A 19,397-nucleotide genomic window follows, 5' to 3' on the forward strand; every position below is an offset into this window, starting at 1 on the left:
CACGATGACCATCTTAGGGAGGCGGTCTCCCGCAACAAGGAGGAGGACAAATGCACCAGCCAAAAGTAGCGCAGCGCTTCAAGGACGTTCAACCGTCCCCCATGACCAAAATTTTCCAGGCGGCGGAGAGCATCGACGACCTTAGCAACCTCAGCATAGGGGAGCCGGACTTTCACACGGAGGCGGAGATAGTCGACGCGGCCGCATCCGCGGCCAAGAGAGGAGTCACCCACTACCCGCCCCTGGCGGGCTACCCGGAGCTGAAAAGGGAGATATGCGCCTACTGGAAGAGGCATCACTCGGTTGACTTCTCGCCCGAGGAGGTGCTGGTGACGGTGGGGGGCATCCAGGCCACTCACCTCTGCTTCAAGGCTATGCTCGACCCGGGCGACGAGGTTATGCTGACCGACCCGTGCTTCTCAGCGTACCTTCAGCAGGTTCGGCTGAACGAAGGAACCGTGGTGCAGGTCCCCGCGCGGGAGGAGAACGGCTTCTTCCCCGAGGCGGCCGACTTCGACAGGGCCGTCACCCCGCGGACCAAGATCCTTCTGATCAACTCCCCGTGCAACCCGACCGGCGGCGTGCTCACAGAAGAGCAGGCCGAGTCGATCGCCGATGTAGCGAGAAAGCACGATCTTCTCCTGATCACGGACGAGATTTACGAGAACTTCCTGTACTCCGGAAAGCACATCCCGATGGCGTCCCTGCCGGGCATGAGGGAGAGGACAGCAACTATCGGAGGCCTGTCCAAGAGTCACTGCATGACCGGATGGCGAATCGGCTACGTCATAGCACCCCCTGATCTACTCAAGGTCATGCTTCAGATCTCCGTGAACGAGGCCTACGGTGTTAACGTCCTGTCCCAGATGGGCGCGATCGAGGCCCTCAGGACGCAGGACGCGAAGATGCGAATTCGAGCCGCCGAATACGAGAAACGAGTGCGCTACGGTGCGGAGCGCCTGAACGCCATGCCCGGTGTGACCTGCCCCGAGCCTAGGGGCGCGTTCTATCTCTTCCCGGACATCTCCGGCACGGGGATGGACGATATGGACTTCGCCTGGTGGCTGCTGGAGGAGGCAAAGGTCGCCACGATCCCAGGGTCGGCCTTCGGAAAGTGCGGAGCGGGGCACGTAAGGATCGCCTGCACCCTCTCGATGGACGACCTGGAGAAGGCCTTCGACAGGATGGATAACGCCCTTAAAAACAGGGGTTGAAAACAGGGGCGCATGCTATAATTCGCACTAAGCAATACGATTATTGCGTAAGGACGGTGTTGGATCGCATGTTTTCTAAAAAATTTCTCACGGCTTTTGTCGTTTTGTGCGTGCTCGCGGCGGGGGCGGCTTCCGCGTCGAGCGAGGTCGGATGGATCACCTGCCCTTCGTCGGCATTGCAGGAACTGGAGGACGGCGATATCATCATTTACGAGGGAGAAGGTGACGATTTACAGATACTCTACTCCATCCTGATGGGGGTCGGCGAGGAGAGGAAGTTGAAGGCCGGGGAGGTGCGACTAGACGACGAAGAAGAGAAGATAAAAATACTGCCCGCGAGGGTCTTGTGGCGGTCAAGCGACCCGGCCATAGCCGGAATCGCGGGCCAGACCGGGGACGACGCGGTCGAGGGCAGCGAGGTGGTCGTCGAAGCGCCCGGCGGGGAGGGCGTCGCCCGGATCATCGTCTACGAGGATCTTGATGACGAGGAAGAGGGGGATGAGGCCGCTTACTGCATGGTCTACGTGCAGAATCCGCCGGTACCTGTAGAAGAGGTAATAATCAACAAGGATGAGATCTCCATCTTACACGGCTACACGGGTACTCTGACTGCGAGCGTAATGCCTCCCCACGCCGAGTTCAGACATATCACCTGGTACACGAGCAACCCGGAGATAATCCAGATCGACCCGGCGACGAGGATCGGCAACAGGGTTCGCCTGCTGACCACAGGCCTCCAGCCAGGCACAGCGTACATATCCGCCGTCTCGAACTACCGAGGCGGAAGGGATAACAGAGAACCGGCACACGCTCTGTGCACAGTCCACCACTTCGTGGAGGGACCGGCCGAGGTGGAGGGAGGCTGCAGCGCTCAGGGCTACGTCGCTCCTGCAATACTCCTTTTGCTCTCGCCCCTGCTCTTCTTCCTGAAAAAATAGACGGACATAAAGAGAGGGCCTTCCGAATTCGGAAGGCCCTCTCTTTATCACTCTCGTATCATCTGCTCGCGCAGCTTTCTCTTCAACACCTTGCCCACCGCTGACATGGGCAGCTCCTGCACGAACCTTACCTTTCTAGGCGCCTTGAAGTGGGCCATCTTCTCCTTGCAGTGGGCGATGACCGTGTGAGCGTCTAGGTCGGAGTCCTCCTCCTTGATAACGAAGGCCACAGGCACTTCGCCGCTCACCGGGTTGGACGCGCCCACCACCACCGCCTCCCTGACTCCGGGTATCTCCTTGATCACCGTCTCCACCTCCTGCGGGAAGACGTTGAATCCTCCGACTATGATCATGTCTGTAACCCTGTCAAGGATGGTTATGTACCCGTCCGAATCGACCGTGACCATGTCGCCCGTGTCGATCCATCCGTCGTGGAAGCGCTTGGCGCTCTCCTCCGGGTCGTTGAAATAGCCCTTCGCCACGGACGGTCCCTTCAGCCAGAGAACCCCCTCGCTGTCCGGGGGAAGTGGCTTTCCGTCCTCGCCTCTCACCTCCACCGTGTAGCTCGGCAGAGCCGGGCCCACCGTGCCCGTCTTGCGCAGGGCGTCGCTCGGGTTGCACGAGACCACCGGGGAGCACTCGGTCAGGCCGTACCCCTCGTAGATTATCACGCCGAGCTGGTCGCGGAAGCGATTCTCCAGCGAAGGATCGAGCTTTCCGCCGCCCGTCAGGATGTAGCGAAGCTCGGGGGGAAGCTCCTGCCCCTTCGACGCGGCCCCAAGGATGAAGGGCAGCATCGTCGGCACCGCGATCAGTATCCCTGTTCCGGAGTCGAGCAGGCCTTCGAAGAAGTTGCCCAGCGGCATGAAGGCGGGCAGCAGGGCCTCTGGCAGCCCCCAAACCAGCGGAAGGACCCCGCAGACCGTGTACCCGAAGGAGTGGAAGTTGGGGAGGATGTTCATCAACACCCGCCCCTTCTCGAAGCCCTCGATCGTCTCGTGGACACCCTTCGTGTTGTCGTAGAGGTTCCCGTGGGTCAGAGGGACGGCCTTCGGCGCGCCCGTGGTGCCGGATGTGGCGAAGACCACCGCCACGTCGCTGTCCTGGGAATGCCTGTCCCTTCTCCCCGTGAAGGGCGACGGAAGCCCGTCGGGGGCGGCGCTAGAGACGGGAATCCCGGCGGCGCCGATGGCCTCCGCGAGCGGCTGCATATCCTCCCCGAGCACTACAGCGAAGGGATCCACGTGGTCGAGGATACGCAGTATCCATTCTTCTCCTCCCCTCGGGTTCAACGGGACGAACGTTCCTCCGAGCCGCCAGGCTGCCATCGATAGCATCAGCACCAGCGGGCTGTTCGGCAGAAAGGCCGCGAGCCGGCTTCCCGGCTGAAAACCGGCCTGCCTTAGTATCGAGACGCACTCCTCCACGCTGCTATCCACCTCGCGTGCATCGCGCCAGGCACCCTTCCACCAAATCGTCCTCTGCGACGGTTCCTCCGCAAACCGCTTGGATATCACTTCTTCAAGCCTTACCGACACTTGCTCTCCCTCCCTCGTTATCTTCTCCGACCGCCTACGCGGCTACTTCTTCTTCGCCGGGGCCTTTGGCGGCACCTTGGCCGGAGGGCGAATCTCGATCGTATCGTCCACCTTGACGTAGGCGGCGTACTTTTTGTGCACCTTGTCGAAGTCCTTGAGTATCTCGGTAGTCAAAAGGTCGAACGGGACGACGACGTACCTGCCGAGAACCGACCTGCGCGGGTTGTAGAGCAGGGTCCCGATCACATTCTCGAAGCCGACGGTCGCCTCGTCGCCCTCCCCTCTCCTGACCACGTCGAGCGACACCATGAGGCCGATGAGCTTGTACATCTCGTTCTGCGCGGAGATGAAGTTCCCCAGCGAGTAGATGACGAGGGTTTCGTCCACCATCTGAACCGGCTGCACCACGTGAGCGTGATGACCGACGACCAGGTTCACTCCCAGTCCAGCCAGGTGCTTGGCTATCGTCTTCTGCTGATCCCCCGGCGTGAACACGTACTCCGCGCCCCAGTGCATGGAGACTATCACGGCCTCCGCCCCCGCGTCCCTGGCCCGCTCGACGTCCTCCTTCACTCTGTCGGCGTTGTACACGGCCACGTAGTGCTCCTTGCCCTTGGGCGCACGAAGCCCGTTCGTCGACGTGGTGTAGGCCAGGAATGCGCACTTGATCCCGTTGACCTCGAACAGTATCGGCTCGTCCATATCCTCCTGCGACGAGTAGCTGCCCGCCGTGACGATATCTGTCTTGTCCTTCCAGTACTCCAGCGACGCCAGCACTCCCTTCTCCCCTCTGTCCAAGGTGTGGTTGTTGGCCAAAGAGACGAGGTTGAAGCCGGCGTCCAGCATAGCGTCCCCCACCTCGTGAGGGGAGTTGAAGCAAGGGTAGGTCGACAGCCCGAGGGCGACTCCTCCAAGAATGGTCTCCTGGTTGTAGAAGGCGACGTCAAAACCCCTGATCCTATCCCTAAGCAGGCGCACGTTGGGCTTGAAGTCGAACTCGGTCTTGCTCTTTCTCGCCGCCTCGTACACCCCCCTGTGGATCAGAGCGTCGCCCACCGCGACGAAAGAGAAACGAGCCTCCGTGCCCCGGTCCGCCTCCGCCGGGCCAGGCACCTCGTCCGCGAATGTGGGGTTGACGGCGGCAAAAAGGAATAAAAAAAGAACGGCAATCGCGCAGACGGCGCGAAGGCCTCGTCCTCCTCCGGAACGTGCGGAGGAGTGGGGCGCAAACGACAATTAGACCACCTCCGTACTAGATACTAAGGACTATTATAACCTTCAGCGGGCAGATATTCTCCTGTACGAGTGAAGAGAGTTCTATTGAACGTAGAGGCCCCACGGCGTATCATAGGCGGAAACGCGAATGGCGGGGTGGAAGACATGGTTGGTGACGGCTCTGCCGGTGCGCACGAGAGACCGGCTATAGGAGAGAGCAACGCAATACCTGGAAAGGCCGGGTCGAGCATCGAGCGGCTGACGGGCCTCCTGGGGGATCCGGTGGCACATTCACTCTCCCCGGCGATGCACAACGCCGCGTTCGCCGAGCTCGGCGTCGGGTGCCGCTACATCGCTTTCCGGGTGGCCGCCGAGGATTTCGACGCGGCGATGGAGGGACTGAGGGCCCTAGGAGCAATCGGCGTCAACATCACAGTCCCGCACAAGGAGAGGGCCTTTCGATGGGTCCGACGCCTCGACTCCTCCGCTAAGAGGACCGGGGCGGTGAACACAGTGCTGTTCAGAGGGGAGGAAGCTGGGGGGTATAACACGGACGTGGCCGGCGCACGCGCGGCCATAAGGTCGCTCGCCCCGCGAAGGGGGCAGGCATTGGTCCTCGGGGCGGGAGGCGCGGCGAGGGCTGCCATCTGCGCCCTGCTCGACGAGGGCTTCGAGAGGATAGTGCTTTCGAACCGCTCCCGCGAGAGAGCGACCAAGCTTTTGGACGACCTCGCCGGCTCGGACGGGTCATCGCGACTCGCCGAGTTGAAAATATTGCCGTGGGGGTCGACACCCGGTGCAGCACCGGACTTAACTGTCAACGCCACATCACTTGGGCTCGACGGCACACCTTGGCCCGAGGGATTCCTGGACGGAGTCCTCAAGGCAGGGAGCGGCGCAGTTCTTGACCTGGTCTACTCTCGCGAGGGCGACACCCCTCTGTGCTCGGAGGCGAAGAAACGGGGCATCCCCTCCGCCTCCGGCATCGAGATGCTCCTGCAACAAGGCGCGGAGGCCTTCACCATCTTCACCGGTCTGCCCGCCCCCGTGGATGCAATGAGAGGAGCACTGGAACTGCGCAGCGAGTAAGACACCCTCCTACTGCAGCGCCAGGAATGACAGTCGACGTGCCAGCAGCTTGAGGAACACGGCGTATATCGGTACCTGGACCAGTTGAGTCTGAATCCTAACGAAGACCGTTGCGGCGAACGGCACACCGAACAGCATATCGAGGAAATAGGGGGTCAGGAGAACGGACGTCACCGTCTGCCCCACCCCTATCGCGACGAGAAGCTCCAGGAGGGAGTAATCAGTGACGTATTCCTTTCTGCCGAAGAGCCGCAGTACGAGGGGCGGTATCGCCCCGGCAAGGGCCACGGACAGGGTGAAGTGCGGCATGAAAACTCCGCCCGCCGGGCTCATTATGAAACCGGCGATATCGCCGAGCGTTCCGACAGTGGCGCCCGCACGGGCCCCGAAGAAGAGGCCCGCGAATATCACCGGCATCGCGCCGAACCCTATCCTCAGCGATTCGACACCCCCAATGGGGATCCTGATGCTTGCTATTCTAGACAGCACCACGTTCAGACTAACCAGGAGAGACAGCACTACCATATCGCGGACTGAAAAACGATTCTGCTTCATGAAAAGCGACCTCCTTTTGACATAGGCGCAACCGCCACATCAAAAGAGGTCGTTCTTGTTGATGTGACAGCGAACGCGGCTCCCCCACCGCAAATCGCGTTCGACTTTTCGTCCCTGGGCAACGTTCCATCCCAAAGCACTTCACGCGGGGAAACCTACTCTGCCTTCTAAATTAAGACTATTATACCACTATCGGCACCGGCTAGCAACGCCGAATTCGTTTATGCGCCCCTTCGAATCTGTCCGGTTATTCGCTCGAACTCGTTCAGGATCTCCCGGTCGTACACTGTCGAAAGGTCGGGAAGGACGAAGCTGTAGACGCTCTCCAGCGTCCTCATGGAGGTGTTGATCAGGGCTACCAGGTCGCTGCCCGTCTTGACCGTCTGGTACGTGTTCTGCGCCACGGAGAGGTCGCTCTTCAGCTTCTCCGCCGAGACTCGCAGCTTGTTCTGCTGGGTCCGCAGATACTCCCGGTAGAGAGAGGCCGTCTGGACAGTCCTGTTGTTGGCCCTTATGTTGGTCTCCAGCACCTCTCGCCTCGGGTCGTCCACAGGCGTCTTCTCCAGCATGGCCTCGGCCTGCTTCTTCAGCATAAGGGCCGCGCTTGATATCTCGTCCAGTCGCGGCGAGTACTCCTTCGCTATCCTGTCCATAACCAGGTAGTGAGCATTGAGATAGATGTCCACCAGCACCATGTGTATCCCCGTGTACTTCCGGGCGATGTGGAGGTTGCCCTCTCCCTTGCTGAGAAGCTCCACTATCTGAAGGTTGATCTTCTTGATGCTGTCGGCGGCGAGCATCAGCGCTATGACCTCGTCTCCGCTCACGCTGGCGAGAAGGACGTCCAGACTGGTCGAGTCCAGGTTAAGCCCCATCTCGGACAGGGCCTTCGTCATGGACGAGCGGATCGCCTCCTTCTCCTCCTTGAAGCGTGAGACGTCGCTCTGAAGCGCCTCCAGCTCCTTGTCTATCTTCGTCCTGGTCTGTTTGAAGGGGATCCACGAGTCATCGGGCGCGCCGATTCTGTCCTTTCTCAGCTCCGCCATCCTCTGTTCGGCCTTCTCGATCTCGTCCTCCAACTGCCGGTACTGCCCCCGCGAGGAGTGGAACTCCGAGTCCAGAAGTATGTTGAACACGTCGTTCAGCAACTTCTCGTACTTCAGGCTGTTCTTTCTCTTGTCGTCTCCGAACACCCTGGCCTCCGGCAGGGTCTCGCCCTTCTCGAACAGCTCCAGTGCCTGTTCAAGCTTTGGCATCGCCTTGCTCCACATCTTCGCGAAAAAGGAGTCCTCCGCGACTTCACCCTCGGCCCATGCCGGGGTCGCGGCCAAAATCACCGCACAAACAAGCAACGCCCTCATCATTCTCATACCCATCACCTCGCGTAAGTAATCTACCACAAAACGGCCCCTCCGAATACACCCGTACGCTTTTTTCCACGGGCTCGAGTGCTATACTCGGTGAGAAAAGCATGACGAGGAGGCGATACCGTTGAAGCGAGTAAGCATTCTTAACAACGTCATCGGCCCTGTGATGAGGGGGCCGTCCAGTTCGCACACGGCCGGACCTTGGCGCATAGCGACGACCGCGCGAGAACTGCTGGGGGCGAAGCCGGTCAGGGCCAGGTTTCTGCTGCACCCCTCAAGTTCCCTCGCCGTGTGCTACCACGACCAGGGGAGCGACACGGCCTTCGTCGCCGGGCTCCTGGGCATTCCGATGACCTCCCCGGAGTTCGGCGAGGCGCTCGATCTCGCCTCCCCTCGCGGGCTGGATGTCGTCTTCGAGGCGTCTCCTTTCCCGGAGGCCAACCACCCCAACAGCTCGCTGCTCGTCCTCACGGGCGAGGACGGGCGCGAGATAGTCATCCACAGCAGGTCCGTCGGCGGCGGCTCGTTCGAGATAACCTCCCTCAACGGCCTCTCACTGATGATAAACGGGGCGTCATATACTGCGGCGATCGAGATGTCCCCCGGTACGATCCCCAGGGCCCGTGCGATGCTCGACGGCGAGGCGACCGAGTCGGACGGCCGGGCCATGCTTACCGTATCTTCTCCGCGCCCGATCGACGCGAACGTGCTTGACTCGGTCGCGGCCCTGCCGGGGGTCGTGCGTGTCCTCACGGCCTCGCCGGTCATGCACCCGTTGGCCGGGGACGAGATCTTCCGAAGCGCGGAGGAGGTGCTGAATGTCGCAAAGAGGGACGGTCTGTCGCTGGGCGAGGCCGCCCTGGCCTACGAGGCGGCGCTGCTGGGACGGGACGAGGAGTCGCTGATGGCGGAGATGGCGTCCATGCTCGACATAATGCTCAAGGCGGTCGCGCTCGGTCTGTCGGGAGAGCTGCCCTCCATGAGACTTCTCCACCCCTTCGCTGGCGGCCTTGCACGTGCGGAGGCCGACGGAGCGGTGTTCCTGGGCGGACCTCACGCCAGGGCCGCGATAAGGGCCATGGCCGCGCTTCATACTAATGCCGCCGGGGGAGTTGTCTGCGCGGCTCCCACAGGAGGGGCGGCCGGGGTCCTGCCGGGCGTTCTATGCACCCTGATCGAGGATATGGAGATAGGCAGGAGGAGGGCGCTGATGGCCCTCTGGGCCGCGGGGGCGGCGGGGCTCTTCCACGACCTCAGAAGCACCTTCGCCGCAGAGGCGGCCGGCTGCCAGGTGGAGATAGGGGTGGCGGGCGCTATGGGTGCCGCGGCCGTCACGGAGGCTGCGGGAGGCTCCGCGCTTCAGGCTTGCGACGCTGCTGCCACCGTGCTTCAGAACGTGATGGGGTCCGTATGCGACCTGATACAGGGCGTCGTGGAGATTCCCTGTCACAGCAGGAATGCGGCCCTCGCGTCCCAGGCCTTTCTGTGCGCGGACCTGGTGCTGGCGGGCTACCGGAGCCCGGTGCCTCTGGACGAGACCATAGACGCGGTCGACGCCACGGGGCGCATGATGCCGGAGGAGCTTCGCTGCACCTCGCGAGGGGGACTCGCCCTATGCCCGACGGCATTGCGCCTTCAGAGGCTGGATCTGATCGACGATTGAAAGGAGAATGTAGAATGTCAGCTGTTCTAAGCAGCGTAAAAGACGGCATCTGCCGAGTGGAGCTCAACAGGCCGGAGGCCATGAACACCTTCAACGCGGAACTGGCCCTGGGACTCGACTCGGCCCTGCAGGCGGCCGAGGCGGACGACTCAGTCCGGGTGGTAGTCATCTCCGGCGCGGGCAAGCACTTCTCGACAGGCATAGACCTCCGAGAGCTGGTCACGAAGGAGAGACACGAGATTCCCGGCTACCTGGAGCTGATGGACCTCCACAATCACAGGCTGGCCGCCATGACCAAGCCGGTGATAGCCTCCGTGCACGGCTATGCGCTTGCCAACGGGACCGGGCTGGCGCTTGCCTGCGACTTCATAGTTGCCGAGCAGGAGGCCGTGTTCGGCACCACCGCGGTGAATGTGGGGCTTATCTGCATAGAGCCGGGGCTGCAGCTCGCCCGCTGGATAGGCGACAAGAGGGCCCTTCAGTACGCTCTCACCGGTGACCTGATACCTGCGGCCAAGGGGCTTGAACTCGGGTTCGTCTACTCGATCGCCGAGCCGGGCAAGCTGGAGGAGGCCGTCATGGAGCTCGCGGTCAAGCTCGCCTCGAAGAGCGCCCTCTCGCTGAGGGCGGGGAAGACCGGGTTCGCCCGGGGAGAGGGGCTGACACTGGGGCGCGCGGTGCAGACCGGGGGGGATGTGTTCGCGGCCCTGGCCATGTCGGAGGACGGACGAGAGGGCGTCGAGGCCTTCCTCGCAAAACGCCCTCCCGTGTACAAGATGCGCTGATTCTTCGCTTTTACGGAGGGGCGGGCTAGACCTCGTCCCTCCACAGAGGCATGGTCGTGCAGCGGGGGCCGCCGCCGCCCTTGACTATCTCGTCGGCCACCAACGGCACCACGTTGATCCCGCCCTTCTCAAGCGCCCTGATGGTCGCCGTGTTCCTGTCGGAGATGCACACCCGTCCTGGCTCCAATGTGACAGTGTTCCCGCCGGAGCCGGATCTCTGCTCGGTGAAGGCCACCGTCTCGCTCTCGTCGCCGCCGACCTTTATCACCCGCACAGAGTCGAGCCTCAACACCTTCTTTATGGCGTCGAAGAGGGAGTCCTCCCTGCGGATGTTAAGCCTGTCGCCCCTGCCCCTCGTTATGTGAAGCACGGTCAGTCTCTTCTCTATGTAGGGGAAGAAGAGGAAGGCGTCGTGGTCTATCATGTTGAGGAACATGTCGACGTGGACCGTCAGTCCTATCGAGTCCGCCGGGCCCAGGCGCGGGTTGTCGAAGCGCAGCGCCAGCACGTCGGTGATATCGCCCCTTTCCATCGTCCTGCCGGCTATCTTCTCTATCGAGTCGGGGTGAGTCCTCTCGTTGACGCCTATGATGAACACATTCTTTCCGTAGCAGTGGACATTTCCCCCCTCTGCGGGGGTCGTGTCGTCCGGTTCCTCGCCGTACCAGGCGGGCGCGTCCAGCCCTGCGAACTCCGGGTGGTGACGGAAGACGGCCCTAAGGCAAGAGGGCTCCTTCATCCTGTCGCGGTTGAACATCTTGCCGAAGACTATTCCCTCTCCCAGCACAGCCGCCGGGTCGCGCGTGTATAACACGTTGGTCATAGGGAAGAGCGACCAGATGTTGTCCTGGTCCGCCAGGTCGCGCAGCGCCATCTCGCCCGACACCTCGTGGAGCTCGTCCTTGGTCATGCCGTAGAAGAGCCTGTCGACCAAATCCCCCGGCTGAAGCCCGAGCAGATGCTCGCGAAGGACGTCCAGCGTCTGCTCCGCCAGGTACTCCCTCTCGGTGTCGAGGACGGCGGATACGACCTCGTCCCTGACCGCCGGAAGGGCCAGCACATCGCGCAGCAGGTCCTCGAACAGAAGGACTTTGGCGCCGAACTTCTCCATCACGCCTACCCACTGCCTATGCTCCTCCGCCGCCTTGTGAACGCTCGGCACCGAGTCCCATGCCAGCTCCCCGACGTTCAGCGGCGTGCAGCGCTCGATGCCCTTGCCGGGCGGCTGCATGATGACCGCGCGAAGCTTCCCGATCTCGGAATTGACGCTTATCCTCACAAGCTCCCCCTCCTGTGTGCAATCAGCATTGTCCGTGCAAATCACGAAATGCCCGTCTATTATAGCCCTTTTCCACTCTTTTGCAGCAGCTCGAAGGCGACGTCCATCAGCACGTTCGCCCCGTTCAGAAGCTGTTCTTCCGGGGTGAACTCCGCGGGACTGTGGCTTATACCGTCCCTGCTCGGGACGAATATCATCGCCGTCCTGCAGACCCTCGCCAGCATCTGAGCGTCGTGCCCCGCGCCGGAGGTCATCCGCAGGGTGGACAGGCTTCGTCCCTTGGCAACCGCCTCTATCGAGTCCGCGAGACCGAAGTCGAAGCGCACGGGTTCAAAGCGAGCCAAAGACTCGACAGAGATTTTCACTCCCTCTTCCTCCTTCAACCGGTCCAGGAAGCCCGTGAACTCCCTCTCTCCGCGTAAAAGCCTCTCTTCGTCCGGGTCGCGCATGTCGACGGTGAACTCCGCCCTGGACGGGATGACGTTTATCGCGCCCGGCGAAAGGGACAGAGTCCCCACGGTGGTCCTGATACTTCCCGACGCGGCGGCCAGCTCCCGCAGAAAGACGATCGCCCTCGCCGCGGCGTACCCGGCGTCGCTTCTCATGGGCATCGGCGTGGTCCCGGCGTGGTTGGCCGCTCCTTCCATCAAGACCCTCCTCCAGGAGATCCCTTGAAGGTCCTCGACCACTCCTATGTCGATCCCCTCGGAGTCCAGTACCGGGCCCTGCTCCACGTGCAATTCAAGATACTCCGCGGGGTGCAGATCGGCGGGGTCGGCGTCTCCCGCGTAACCGATGCGCCGCAGCTCCTCGCCGAAGAGGGCGCCGTCCGTCCCCCTGGCCGCCAAAGCCTCCTCAAGGCTTATTCCACCCGCGAAAAAGAGAGAACCCAGCATGTCCGGCTGAAAACGCACCCCCTCCTCGTTGGTGAAGGCCGCCACCATGAGAGTGTGGCGGGGACGCAGGCCTGACTCCCTGAAGGCCCTCGCTACTGCCAGCCCCGAGAGTACCCCGTACACGCCGTCAAGCGGTCCGGCCTCTATGACCGTGTCGATGTGCGAGCCGATCATAAGGGCGTTCGAGCACGACTCGTCCTCGCCCCTCAGTATGCCGAAGATGTTTCCGACCGGGTCTATCCTTACCTCCAGGTCCAGCTCTCTCATCCAGCCGACCAGCCTGTCCCTGGCCATACCGTCCCCCTCGGACAGGGCAAGGCGCGTCCTGCCTTCCGAGTCGTCCCGGCCGATCTCCGCAAACTCCCTTATCCGGGCAAGAAGCGACTCCCCGTCTATCTTCAACGAACCGCACCCCATAGCAATCCCTCCTTATAAAGCTCCCTCGACAGAGTATACCAGCAAGACCCGGGCGAAAAGCAAAGCGTCCTTTACCTCTCTTCCGACTTTTCAGATAATCGACTACAATTTTATTGACACGAGTGAGATAAAGTGTTAATATTCGTTCCAAGCTTGAAAGAGGCGCCGCTACCGAAAGGAGACGGAAAGACAGAGGCAAATCTTTCACGCCCAAACTGAATTCAGGGGGTGTTGCAGATAATGAAAAATCGCAGTGCGAAAAGGCGTCTCGGCGGAATTTTCACGGCGGCGCTCTTCCTGGCCCTCTCGATCTTCTTCATCGGAGGATGCGGAGGGGGAAGTGAGGACCAAGTAGTAATCGCCAGGGCCTACTATATAGGCCAGGGCTGGGAAGGACTGGCGCTCTACCTGAAGAGATACTGCGTAGAATTCCTTCCTTACAACGGAGAGTCGACAGACGGAGTGCTTTTCGTATCCTATGGCGATGCCTTCACCCCGAGCGACGGCGACATCAGGTCGATACGGCGGGCCTACGAGGCAGGTTGTTTCGTGGTGCTGGTGCACGCGACGGTCGACCGGGTCAATGAGTTTCTTGGACACGTCGGCCTGCCGCCCCACTTCGACATCGAGGATGGGGACGGAAAGCGAAAGCTGGTCGAGATACTCGCGGTATATAGACAGCCGCGAGACGACGGGGGCACGGACATATTCACCTGGGTGACCCCGGAGTACACGGCGCCTGTCAAGTCGGAGAATACGAGTAGCGACGATCCGGCCGAGGAGCTCCCCCCGCCGGAGGACGATTTCGACCTTGACGAGTTCAACGAGGCGAGAACCAGAAATTTCGTCCAGTACATTGCGAACGAGGAGAAGCGCCTCGTGGACGCGGAGAGGGCCAAGGAGTCAGCGAAGGCCGCCGTGGCCTCGGCCACCGACGACCTCACCCGGATCGCCAAGGCACAGATCATTACTCGTGACGCCTCCAAGTACAAGCAGCACTTCATGATCAACTACTACATCTACGCCTGCCACTCCTACAACGCGACTGACGGCGTCGACTACGACTGGTTCGTCGTTCAGCAGAGGGCGATGCTGAACCCGGAGGACAACTATGGAAAAGATGACGCCCATGGTAAACACCTTGCCCAGATCCGCGGCTACATGGTGTACTACGATTTCGAAAACAGATTGGACGATGTCAAAGGTGTCCAGCTGGTGAACACATCCCCAGCCTCGACATCCGGCAGCACGTCCGTTACGAGCGGCTTCTCGTGGAGCCTCGGGGGCGCTGTCGGAGTGAGCGGCTCCAATCCAACAGCGAATCTCTCCAGCAGTGTCACCTACTCATCCTCCGAGACTGTCAGTATCGCGGACTGCACAGTGATGAACAGCTCCGCGCCCTCGGAAGACAAGACAAAAGCCAAGTGGCGCTATGAATTCCCAAGGCCTCGTTGCACGGAACCCGGAAAATGGGACTTCAACTTCACGGGGAATTTCCACGACGCGGTGCGGCTGTCGCGCAGCAACTTCGAGCCCTTCAACCAGTGGCTGTGGAAGATACCGCCGAACGCGCGAGACAAGATCAAGGGTTTCAATTCCAAATTCAAATGGCAGAACGGTTACTCAAACGGGAACCAGTACATTATGAAGTTTAAAAAACATGAAGTCGAACACCACGATTGGGTTTCCAGCACCGAGACCTATACCATACCGTTCATATACGCGCCGCTGATCGCCGGAAACGAAGTGGACTTTGACGCCGAGGGGAGCCACAAGAAGCTCAAGTTCGGCACGGCGCGGCCGTGGGAGGCGGAGAGCGACCAGGAGTGGTGCGAACTCTCCAAGTACAAAGGAGAGGCGGACCAGACCAGCGGCGTCTACGTCACGGTGAAACCAAATATGACTGGCGCCGACAGGTGGGCGAACATCACGCTTCGGACCGCCGACGGAAAGGGAGAGTGCACGGTGAAGGTCTTCCAGTCCAAGTATTAGACGTCCGGGCGTCAGGACAGCTCGGTGATCTCGAGGGGGTCGCGGTTTTGCGCGGCCCCCTTTCTTCGCGGCCGAGAGCCGCGCTTGCGCATATCTAAGGCTTATACGATAATGCGGTGGTAAAAAAACACCTCGGGGGAGCCAAATGGAAATAGCGATAGACCTGATCATAGTAGTCACGGCCGGGCTGATCGGCGGCATAGTCACCAGAAAGCTGAACCAGCCCCTGATCTTCGGATACATTATCGCGGGGATAATTATAGGCCCCTACACGGGAGGAGTCTCCATCACGGACCCGGACCAGATCGCGGGACTCGCGGAAATAGGCGCGGCGCTGCTGCTCTTCTCGCTGGGGCTCGAGTTCTCCATGAAGAGCATAGCCTCCATCAAGGGCGTCACGGTCGGCGGAGGCGCGATACAGGTGTTCATAACCCTCTTCATCGGCTACGGGCTGGCGCGCTGGGTCACCGGATGGAGCGTGGCGCCGTCGATGTGGTACGCGGTCTCCATCGTCTCCTCCAGCACGTCGGTCATTATGAAGACATTGGCGTCCAGGGGGCAGCTCGGTACCCTGTCAAGCCGAGTGATGCTCGGCATGTCCATAGTGCAGGACATTCTTGTGCTGCCGCTCATGGTGCTGCTGATCGGCCTTCAGGGGACGGAGCTGACCCTGCTCGGCGTGCTCTCCCCCGTCTTCAAGGTGATCGCTTTCACCGTGGTGATGGTATTCGCCGGGTCGCGCGTCATTCCGCAGGTGCTGAAGTACGTCGCCGGGTGGGAGTCGCAGGAGCTGTTCATACTCTCCGTGACCGCTCTCGGCCTCTGCATAGGCTACATAACCTACGCCTTCGGACTCTCCTTTGCATTCGGCGCGTTCATGGCGGGGCTGGTGCTCAGCGAGTCCGACTACAGCAAGAGAACCTTGAGCGACATTTCGTCCCTGCGCGACGTATTCGCGCTGCTCTTCTTCGTATCGATCGGGATGCTGCTGGACCCGACCGTGCTGGCCTCTCACCCGGTGGCGACCGTGCTGCTGATGCTGGGCACCACACTCGGGAGAGGAGCGATCCTGTCCGCTCTGACTTATATCTTCGGCTTCCGCAACGTGATCCCCCTTGCCGCATTCCTCACTATGACGCCTATCTCGGAGATCGCATTCATAGTGCTGCAGGCCGCCGTCACCACAGGCGCGATGGGCAAGACCGAGTACTCGGTCGCACTCAACGCGGTCGTGCTGTCGATGATCTTCGGCCCTGTCGTCTCCGGGCTGGTCTCCCCGATATACTCGCTGGTCAAGAAGAGAGGCTCGCCGGCGAGGGTAAAGAGCATCAACCTGCCGAAGAGCCACCTGAAGGATCACGTGGTGCTGGCCGGGGGCATGAGCCTTGCCCGCTACCTTGGGGTGCTTCTGACCCGCTTCGAGATCCCCTACGTAATCATAGAGCCGAACCACACGGAGTTCCTTAAGGGAAAAGAGCAGGGGCTGACCATGCTTCTCGGGGACCCGGCGCAGAGAGTTGTGCTGGAGGCCGCCGAGTTGACCGACGCCAAGCTGGCGGTTATAACTACTTCCGCCGGAATGGGGACGGTGGAGGTCATCCGGGCGATCCGCGGGCAGAACCCCGACGTTGAGTTGCTGGCGTGGGCCGCGGACGAGGAGGACATAGACATACTGAAGGGGCACGGAGTCAGCCACTTTGTGGAACCGGACTTCGAGGCGTCGATAGAGATGGCGCGACAGACCTTGACCCTGTTCGGAGTCAAGGCCACCGCCGCCCACAGGGAGCTGGAATCGCTGCGCTCCTCGATGTACGGCCCCCTGTTCGAGCAGTTCCCCGAGTACGAGGACATGAACGGCCTGCAGTCATCGACCAACAGGCTTGCACTCGAGTGGGTATACGTCCACCCCGGCAACCCGGCGGAGGACAGAAGGCTGGACGAGTCAAGACTGAGGGAGGCGCTTGGTATATCAATAATCGCGGTGCGCAGGAGCGGAGAGCTGGTCTCGAACCCTGGCGGGGACTTCATCCTGCGCTGCGGAGACTACCTGGGAGTGGTAGGCACCCCTGACGAGAACCGCAGGCTGGTGGATTTTTTCAAGAAACAGTGAGCAACAAGAGAGATATCACTCGCAGGTCGCCATTGTCAATGTCATCTTGAGGACTGCCCCCTGTCATCCTGAGCGTGAGCGAAGGATCTCGGGTTTGCAAGGCCGCCAAAGGCGAGATCCCTCGGGAAAACCCCCTCGGGATGACAGGAGGGCGAGATCTCACTTGCCGATCGCCTTAGGCGACATGGGATAGCGAACGACACGAACGGAAAAAACGCCCGTTCGGCCGCCTGCTTACCCCCATTGTCATCCTGAGCGTGAGCGAAGGATCTCGGGTTTGTGGGATCGCCAAAGGCGAGATCCCTCGGGATGACAGAGTTTTATCGCCCCCTACGCCTCTGTCTCCGCCGCCTTCATCCCGGCCCTTTCACCGTACAACGCCCCGCCCAGTATCATCGCCGCTCCGACTATCTGGACCGGAGTCATCCTCTCCCCAAGCAGCAGGGCTGAGAATATCAGCGCGGACAGTGGCTCCAGGTAGCCGGTGATCACCACCGTCTGAGCCGGCAACCGCTGCATCGTCGAGAAGTACAGGTAGCAGCCATACCCGGTGTTGACGAGGCCGAGCAGGATCATCGGCAAAAGGCTGCCGGAGGGGATGGAGACAAGGAAGCCCTGCCTGGCCACGGTGAACACCGCCACAGTGAGGAAGCTGATGGTCAGCTGCAGCACTGCGTTCTCAAAGCCGGTGATGCTTGCTGCCAATCGGTTGAGTATCACCATAACGGCCAACATGATGGCGGACATAAGGCCGCAGGCCAGCCCCCAGGAGATAGTCCCCTGGGCGAAAGCGTCGCTGTTCACCAGCGCCATTCCGAGCAAGACGACCGCGAACCCCCTCAGCCGCGCCGGGATCAGCTTCTCCTTGAAGACCAGAGGTGCCGCCACCATCACTATCGCGGGGCCAACGTAGTACGCCAGGGTCGCCAGGCCGACCCCGATCTGCCTGTAGGCCTCGTACAGAAACATCCAGCTCGTACCCATCGCGATGCCGGAGAGCAGCAGAAAGCAGAGGTCCCTTCCCTTGCGAAAGACCGTGAATTTCCCGCCCGCCAGCAGAAAAGCCGCGATGAGAAAGAGGCTGCCGATGAAGGTGCGCAGGTAGACTATCTCAAGGCTGGATAGCATTATACGGCTCGCGACTATGCCGTTGGAGCCGAAGATCAGGTAGGACGAGGTCAACCGAACGTAGTCCATCCTCATGCAGTTGAACCTCCTTCAGCGCCTTCCGCCTTGCGTGCGACGAAAAACTCGTAAGCATAACAACTCGAGTACAGCCTGTGCATCTCCGGTTCGCGGGCCAGGTCACTCAGCACGCTCAACGCTTCTTCATCGCCAGCGTACTTGCGCCTCATCTCCCCTATCTTCTCCTCCATCGGAGTGTAGAAATCATCCCACCAAGCCTCGTCGGGGAGGGTGAAGTGTCCGAGGACCTCGAAGCCGCATCTCACTATCGCAGCGAGCAAGTCGGCGGCTCTCCCCATCTCAGGATAATCAGCCTCGAAGCTATCGCGGATCTTCTTCGGCGGATTGTCCGTAAGCCAGACCGCGTCCGTGAAGGCCAGCGCACCGCCGGGGCGCAGAAGCCTGCGACACAGGTTCAGTGCGTTTTCGATCCCGATATTATAAAGCGCACCCTCCGACCAGACCAGGTCGAAGCTCCACGGTGGAAGATCCAGCGAGGACATGTCGGCCTCCATCACTTTTATCCTGTCCTCCAGGCCCCGCGACTCGACCACCGCCCGCAACCTCTTCAGTGACGGGGCGTGACTGTCTACCGCTGTTATCAGCCCCGAGGTCATCGCCGAGAGGTGCAGGGTCTGCCCCCCGACGCCGCATCCGAGGTCCAGAATCCGAGGCGCAGGCGGAAGCTCCCCGCACATGGCCAGCGCTCTGGCAGCCGACTCGCGGTTTCCCGGCCCCTGCCTGGGAAGCGACTCGAAAAGATCGAAAAACAGCGCCCAATGACGAGGCGAAAAGCAATTCATTCCCGACTCTTCCATACTGCGTCTCCCCTCGCGGGGTCGTCCGGCAGAACGGCAAGGGGCCGTTGACAGCGGCAGACCCTCTCGTTATGTTCAATCAAACTATCCTTCACTCATCCGCGATCAGACGCTCGGCGAGCTCAAGCACGTCCACCGGCCAGAAACACTTGGGCCTCGGGCGGTGAACGTTCGGCCTTCCGGCCGAGGGGCGACATTCCAAGTGCCGCCGTCCGCGAGCTCGCGAACACCGTTAGGGTATTCACGCCGGATGTCATCCGGGCCACAAAACTCCACCAGGCTGCCAAGCGAGTCTCCGGCAAGCTGACCAAGCAGGCACCCCTGCGCTCGTGAAAG

The 19,397-nt window shown here is 61.1% G+C and carries 15 protein-coding genes and 1 pseudogene; 7 read left to right on the forward strand and 9 right to left on the reverse strand.

From position 1 onward, the window contains the following. The first annotated feature begins 50 nt into the window (after positions 1-50). A complete protein-coding gene (locus GX181_04805) occupies positions 51-1,214 on the forward strand; it encodes a pyridoxal phosphate-dependent aminotransferase (protein NLM71267.1) in 1,164 nt (387 codons plus the stop codon). 68 nt (positions 1,215-1,282) lie between these two features. After that, entirely contained in the window at positions 1,283-2,152 is an 870-nt protein-coding gene (locus GX181_04810; protein ID NLM71268.1) for a hypothetical protein, read from the forward strand. 47 nt (positions 2,153-2,199) lie between these two features. Here GX181_04810 and GX181_04815 read toward each other — a convergent pair whose 3' ends face one another. Next, entirely contained in the window at positions 2,200-3,690 is a 1,491-nt protein-coding gene (locus GX181_04815; protein ID NLM71269.1) for a long-chain fatty acid--CoA ligase, read from the reverse strand. A 42-nt stretch (positions 3,691-3,732) separates the two neighbouring features. After that, the gene (locus tag GX181_04820; protein NLM71270.1) at positions 3,733-4,926 is read right to left on the reverse strand and encodes a CapA family protein; all 1,194 of its coding nucleotides are present in this window, start codon (positions 4,924-4,926) and stop codon (positions 3,733-3,735) included. A 69-nt stretch (positions 4,927-4,995) separates the two neighbouring features. Here GX181_04820 and aroE point away from each other — a divergent pair, with 69 nt between their 5' ends. Beyond that, positions 4,996-5,994, forward strand: a complete 999-nt coding sequence (aroE, locus tag GX181_04825; protein ID NLM71271.1) for a shikimate dehydrogenase — start codon at positions 4,996-4,998, stop codon at positions 5,992-5,994. A 9-nt stretch (positions 5,995-6,003) separates the two neighbouring features. Here aroE and GX181_04830 read toward each other — a convergent pair whose 3' ends face one another. Both GX181_04830 and GX181_04835 read right to left on the reverse strand, forming a co-directional pair. After that, positions 6,004-6,549, reverse strand: coding sequence for a folate family ECF transporter S component (locus GX181_04830; GenBank protein NLM71272.1), 546 nt, complete (start codon positions 6,547-6,549; stop codon positions 6,004-6,006). Positions 6,550-6,770: 221 nt separating this feature from the next. Then, positions 6,771-7,949, reverse strand: coding sequence for a hypothetical protein (locus tag GX181_04835; GenBank protein ID NLM71273.1), 1,179 nt, complete (start codon positions 7,947-7,949; stop codon positions 6,771-6,773). Between the two features lie 91 nt (positions 7,950-8,040). Here GX181_04835 and GX181_04840 point away from each other — a divergent pair, with 91 nt between their 5' ends. Then, entirely contained in the window at positions 8,041-9,579 is a 1,539-nt protein-coding gene (locus tag GX181_04840; protein ID NLM71274.1) for a serine dehydratase, read from the forward strand. A gap of 14 nt (positions 9,580-9,593) precedes the next feature. Continuing rightward, a complete protein-coding gene (locus GX181_04845) occupies positions 9,594-10,364 on the forward strand; it encodes an enoyl-CoA hydratase/isomerase family protein (GenBank protein ID NLM71275.1) in 771 nt (256 codons plus the stop codon). 25 nt (positions 10,365-10,389) lie between these two features. Here GX181_04845 and GX181_04850 read toward each other — a convergent pair whose 3' ends face one another. Continuing rightward, positions 10,390-11,643, reverse strand: coding sequence for an arginine deiminase (locus GX181_04850; protein ID NLM71276.1), 1,254 nt, complete (start codon positions 11,641-11,643; stop codon positions 10,390-10,392). A gap of 59 nt (positions 11,644-11,702) precedes the next feature. Further along, complete coding sequence (locus tag GX181_04855; GenBank protein ID NLM71277.1) at positions 11,703-12,956, reverse strand: Zn-dependent hydrolase; 1,254 nt, start codon at positions 12,954-12,956, stop codon at positions 11,703-11,705. Between the two features lie 240 nt (positions 12,957-13,196). Here GX181_04855 and GX181_04860 point away from each other — a divergent pair, with 240 nt between their 5' ends. Beyond that, the gene (locus GX181_04860) at positions 13,197-14,948 is read left to right on the forward strand and encodes a BACON domain-containing protein (GenBank protein NLM71278.1); all 1,752 of its coding nucleotides are present in this window, start codon (positions 13,197-13,199) and stop codon (positions 14,946-14,948) included. A gap of 145 nt (positions 14,949-15,093) precedes the next feature. Beyond that, positions 15,094-17,058 carry a portal protein gene (locus tag GX181_04865; GenBank protein ID NLM71279.1) on the forward strand — a complete coding sequence of 655 codons (1,965 nt, stop codon included), beginning with the start codon at positions 15,094-15,096 and terminating at the stop codon, positions 17,056-17,058. Between the two features lie 330 nt (positions 17,059-17,388). Here the strand turns inward: GX181_04865 and GX181_04870 are convergent, their stop codons facing one another. The 3 genes and pseudogenes from GX181_04870 to GX181_04880 all read right to left on the reverse strand — a co-directional run bounded on the left by GX181_04870 (position 17,389) and on the right by GX181_04880 (position 19,397). Then, positions 17,389-18,261, reverse strand: a complete 873-nt coding sequence (locus GX181_04870) for an EamA family transporter (GenBank protein NLM71280.1) — start codon at positions 18,259-18,261, stop codon at positions 17,389-17,391. Then, positions 18,258-19,046, reverse strand: a complete 789-nt coding sequence (locus GX181_04875) for a class I SAM-dependent methyltransferase (protein NLM71281.1) — start codon at positions 19,044-19,046, stop codon at positions 18,258-18,260. Before GX181_04875 ends, GX181_04870 begins: the two co-directional genes overlap by 4 nt. 195 nt (positions 19,047-19,241) lie before the next feature. After that, a pseudogene (locus tag GX181_04880) lies at positions 19,242-19,397 on the reverse strand (ADP-ribosylglycohydrolase family protein).

It is taken from the genome of Synergistaceae bacterium, from assembly GCA_012521675.1.
GTDB lineage: Bacteria > Synergistota > Synergistia > Synergistales > Aminobacteriaceae > JAAYLU01.

Excerpts from the sequence above, each read along its gene's own strand:
- GX181_04805 (NLM71267.1), top strand. The coding sequence starts at position 51 with ATGCACCAGCCAAAAGTAGCGCAGCGCTTCAAGGACGTTCAACCGTCC.
- GX181_04810 (NLM71268.1), top strand. The coding sequence starts at position 1,283 with ATGTTTTCTAAAAAATTTCTCACGGCTTTTGTCGTTTTGTGCGTGCTC.
- GX181_04830 (NLM71272.1), bottom strand. The coding sequence starts at position 6,549 with ATGAAGCAGAATCGTTTTTCAGTCCGCGATATGGTAGTGCTGTCTCTC.
- GX181_04845 (NLM71275.1), top strand. The coding sequence starts at position 9,594 with ATGTCAGCTGTTCTAAGCAGCGTAAAAGACGGCATCTGCCGAGTGGAG.
- GX181_04855 (NLM71277.1), bottom strand. The coding sequence starts at position 12,956 with ATGGGGTGCGGTTCGTTGAAGATAGACGGGGAGTCGCTTCTTGCCCGG.
- GX181_04860 (NLM71278.1), top strand. The coding sequence starts at position 13,197 with ATGAAAAATCGCAGTGCGAAAAGGCGTCTCGGCGGAATTTTCACGGCG.
- GX181_04865 (NLM71279.1), top strand. The coding sequence starts at position 15,094 with ATGGAAATAGCGATAGACCTGATCATAGTAGTCACGGCCGGGCTGATC.
- GX181_04870 (NLM71280.1), bottom strand. The coding sequence starts at position 18,261 with ATGAGGATGGACTACGTTCGGTTGACCTCGTCCTACCTGATCTTCGGC.
- GX181_04875 (NLM71281.1), bottom strand. The coding sequence starts at position 19,046 with ATGAATTGCTTTTCGCCTCGTCATTGGGCGCTGTTTTTCGATCTTTTC.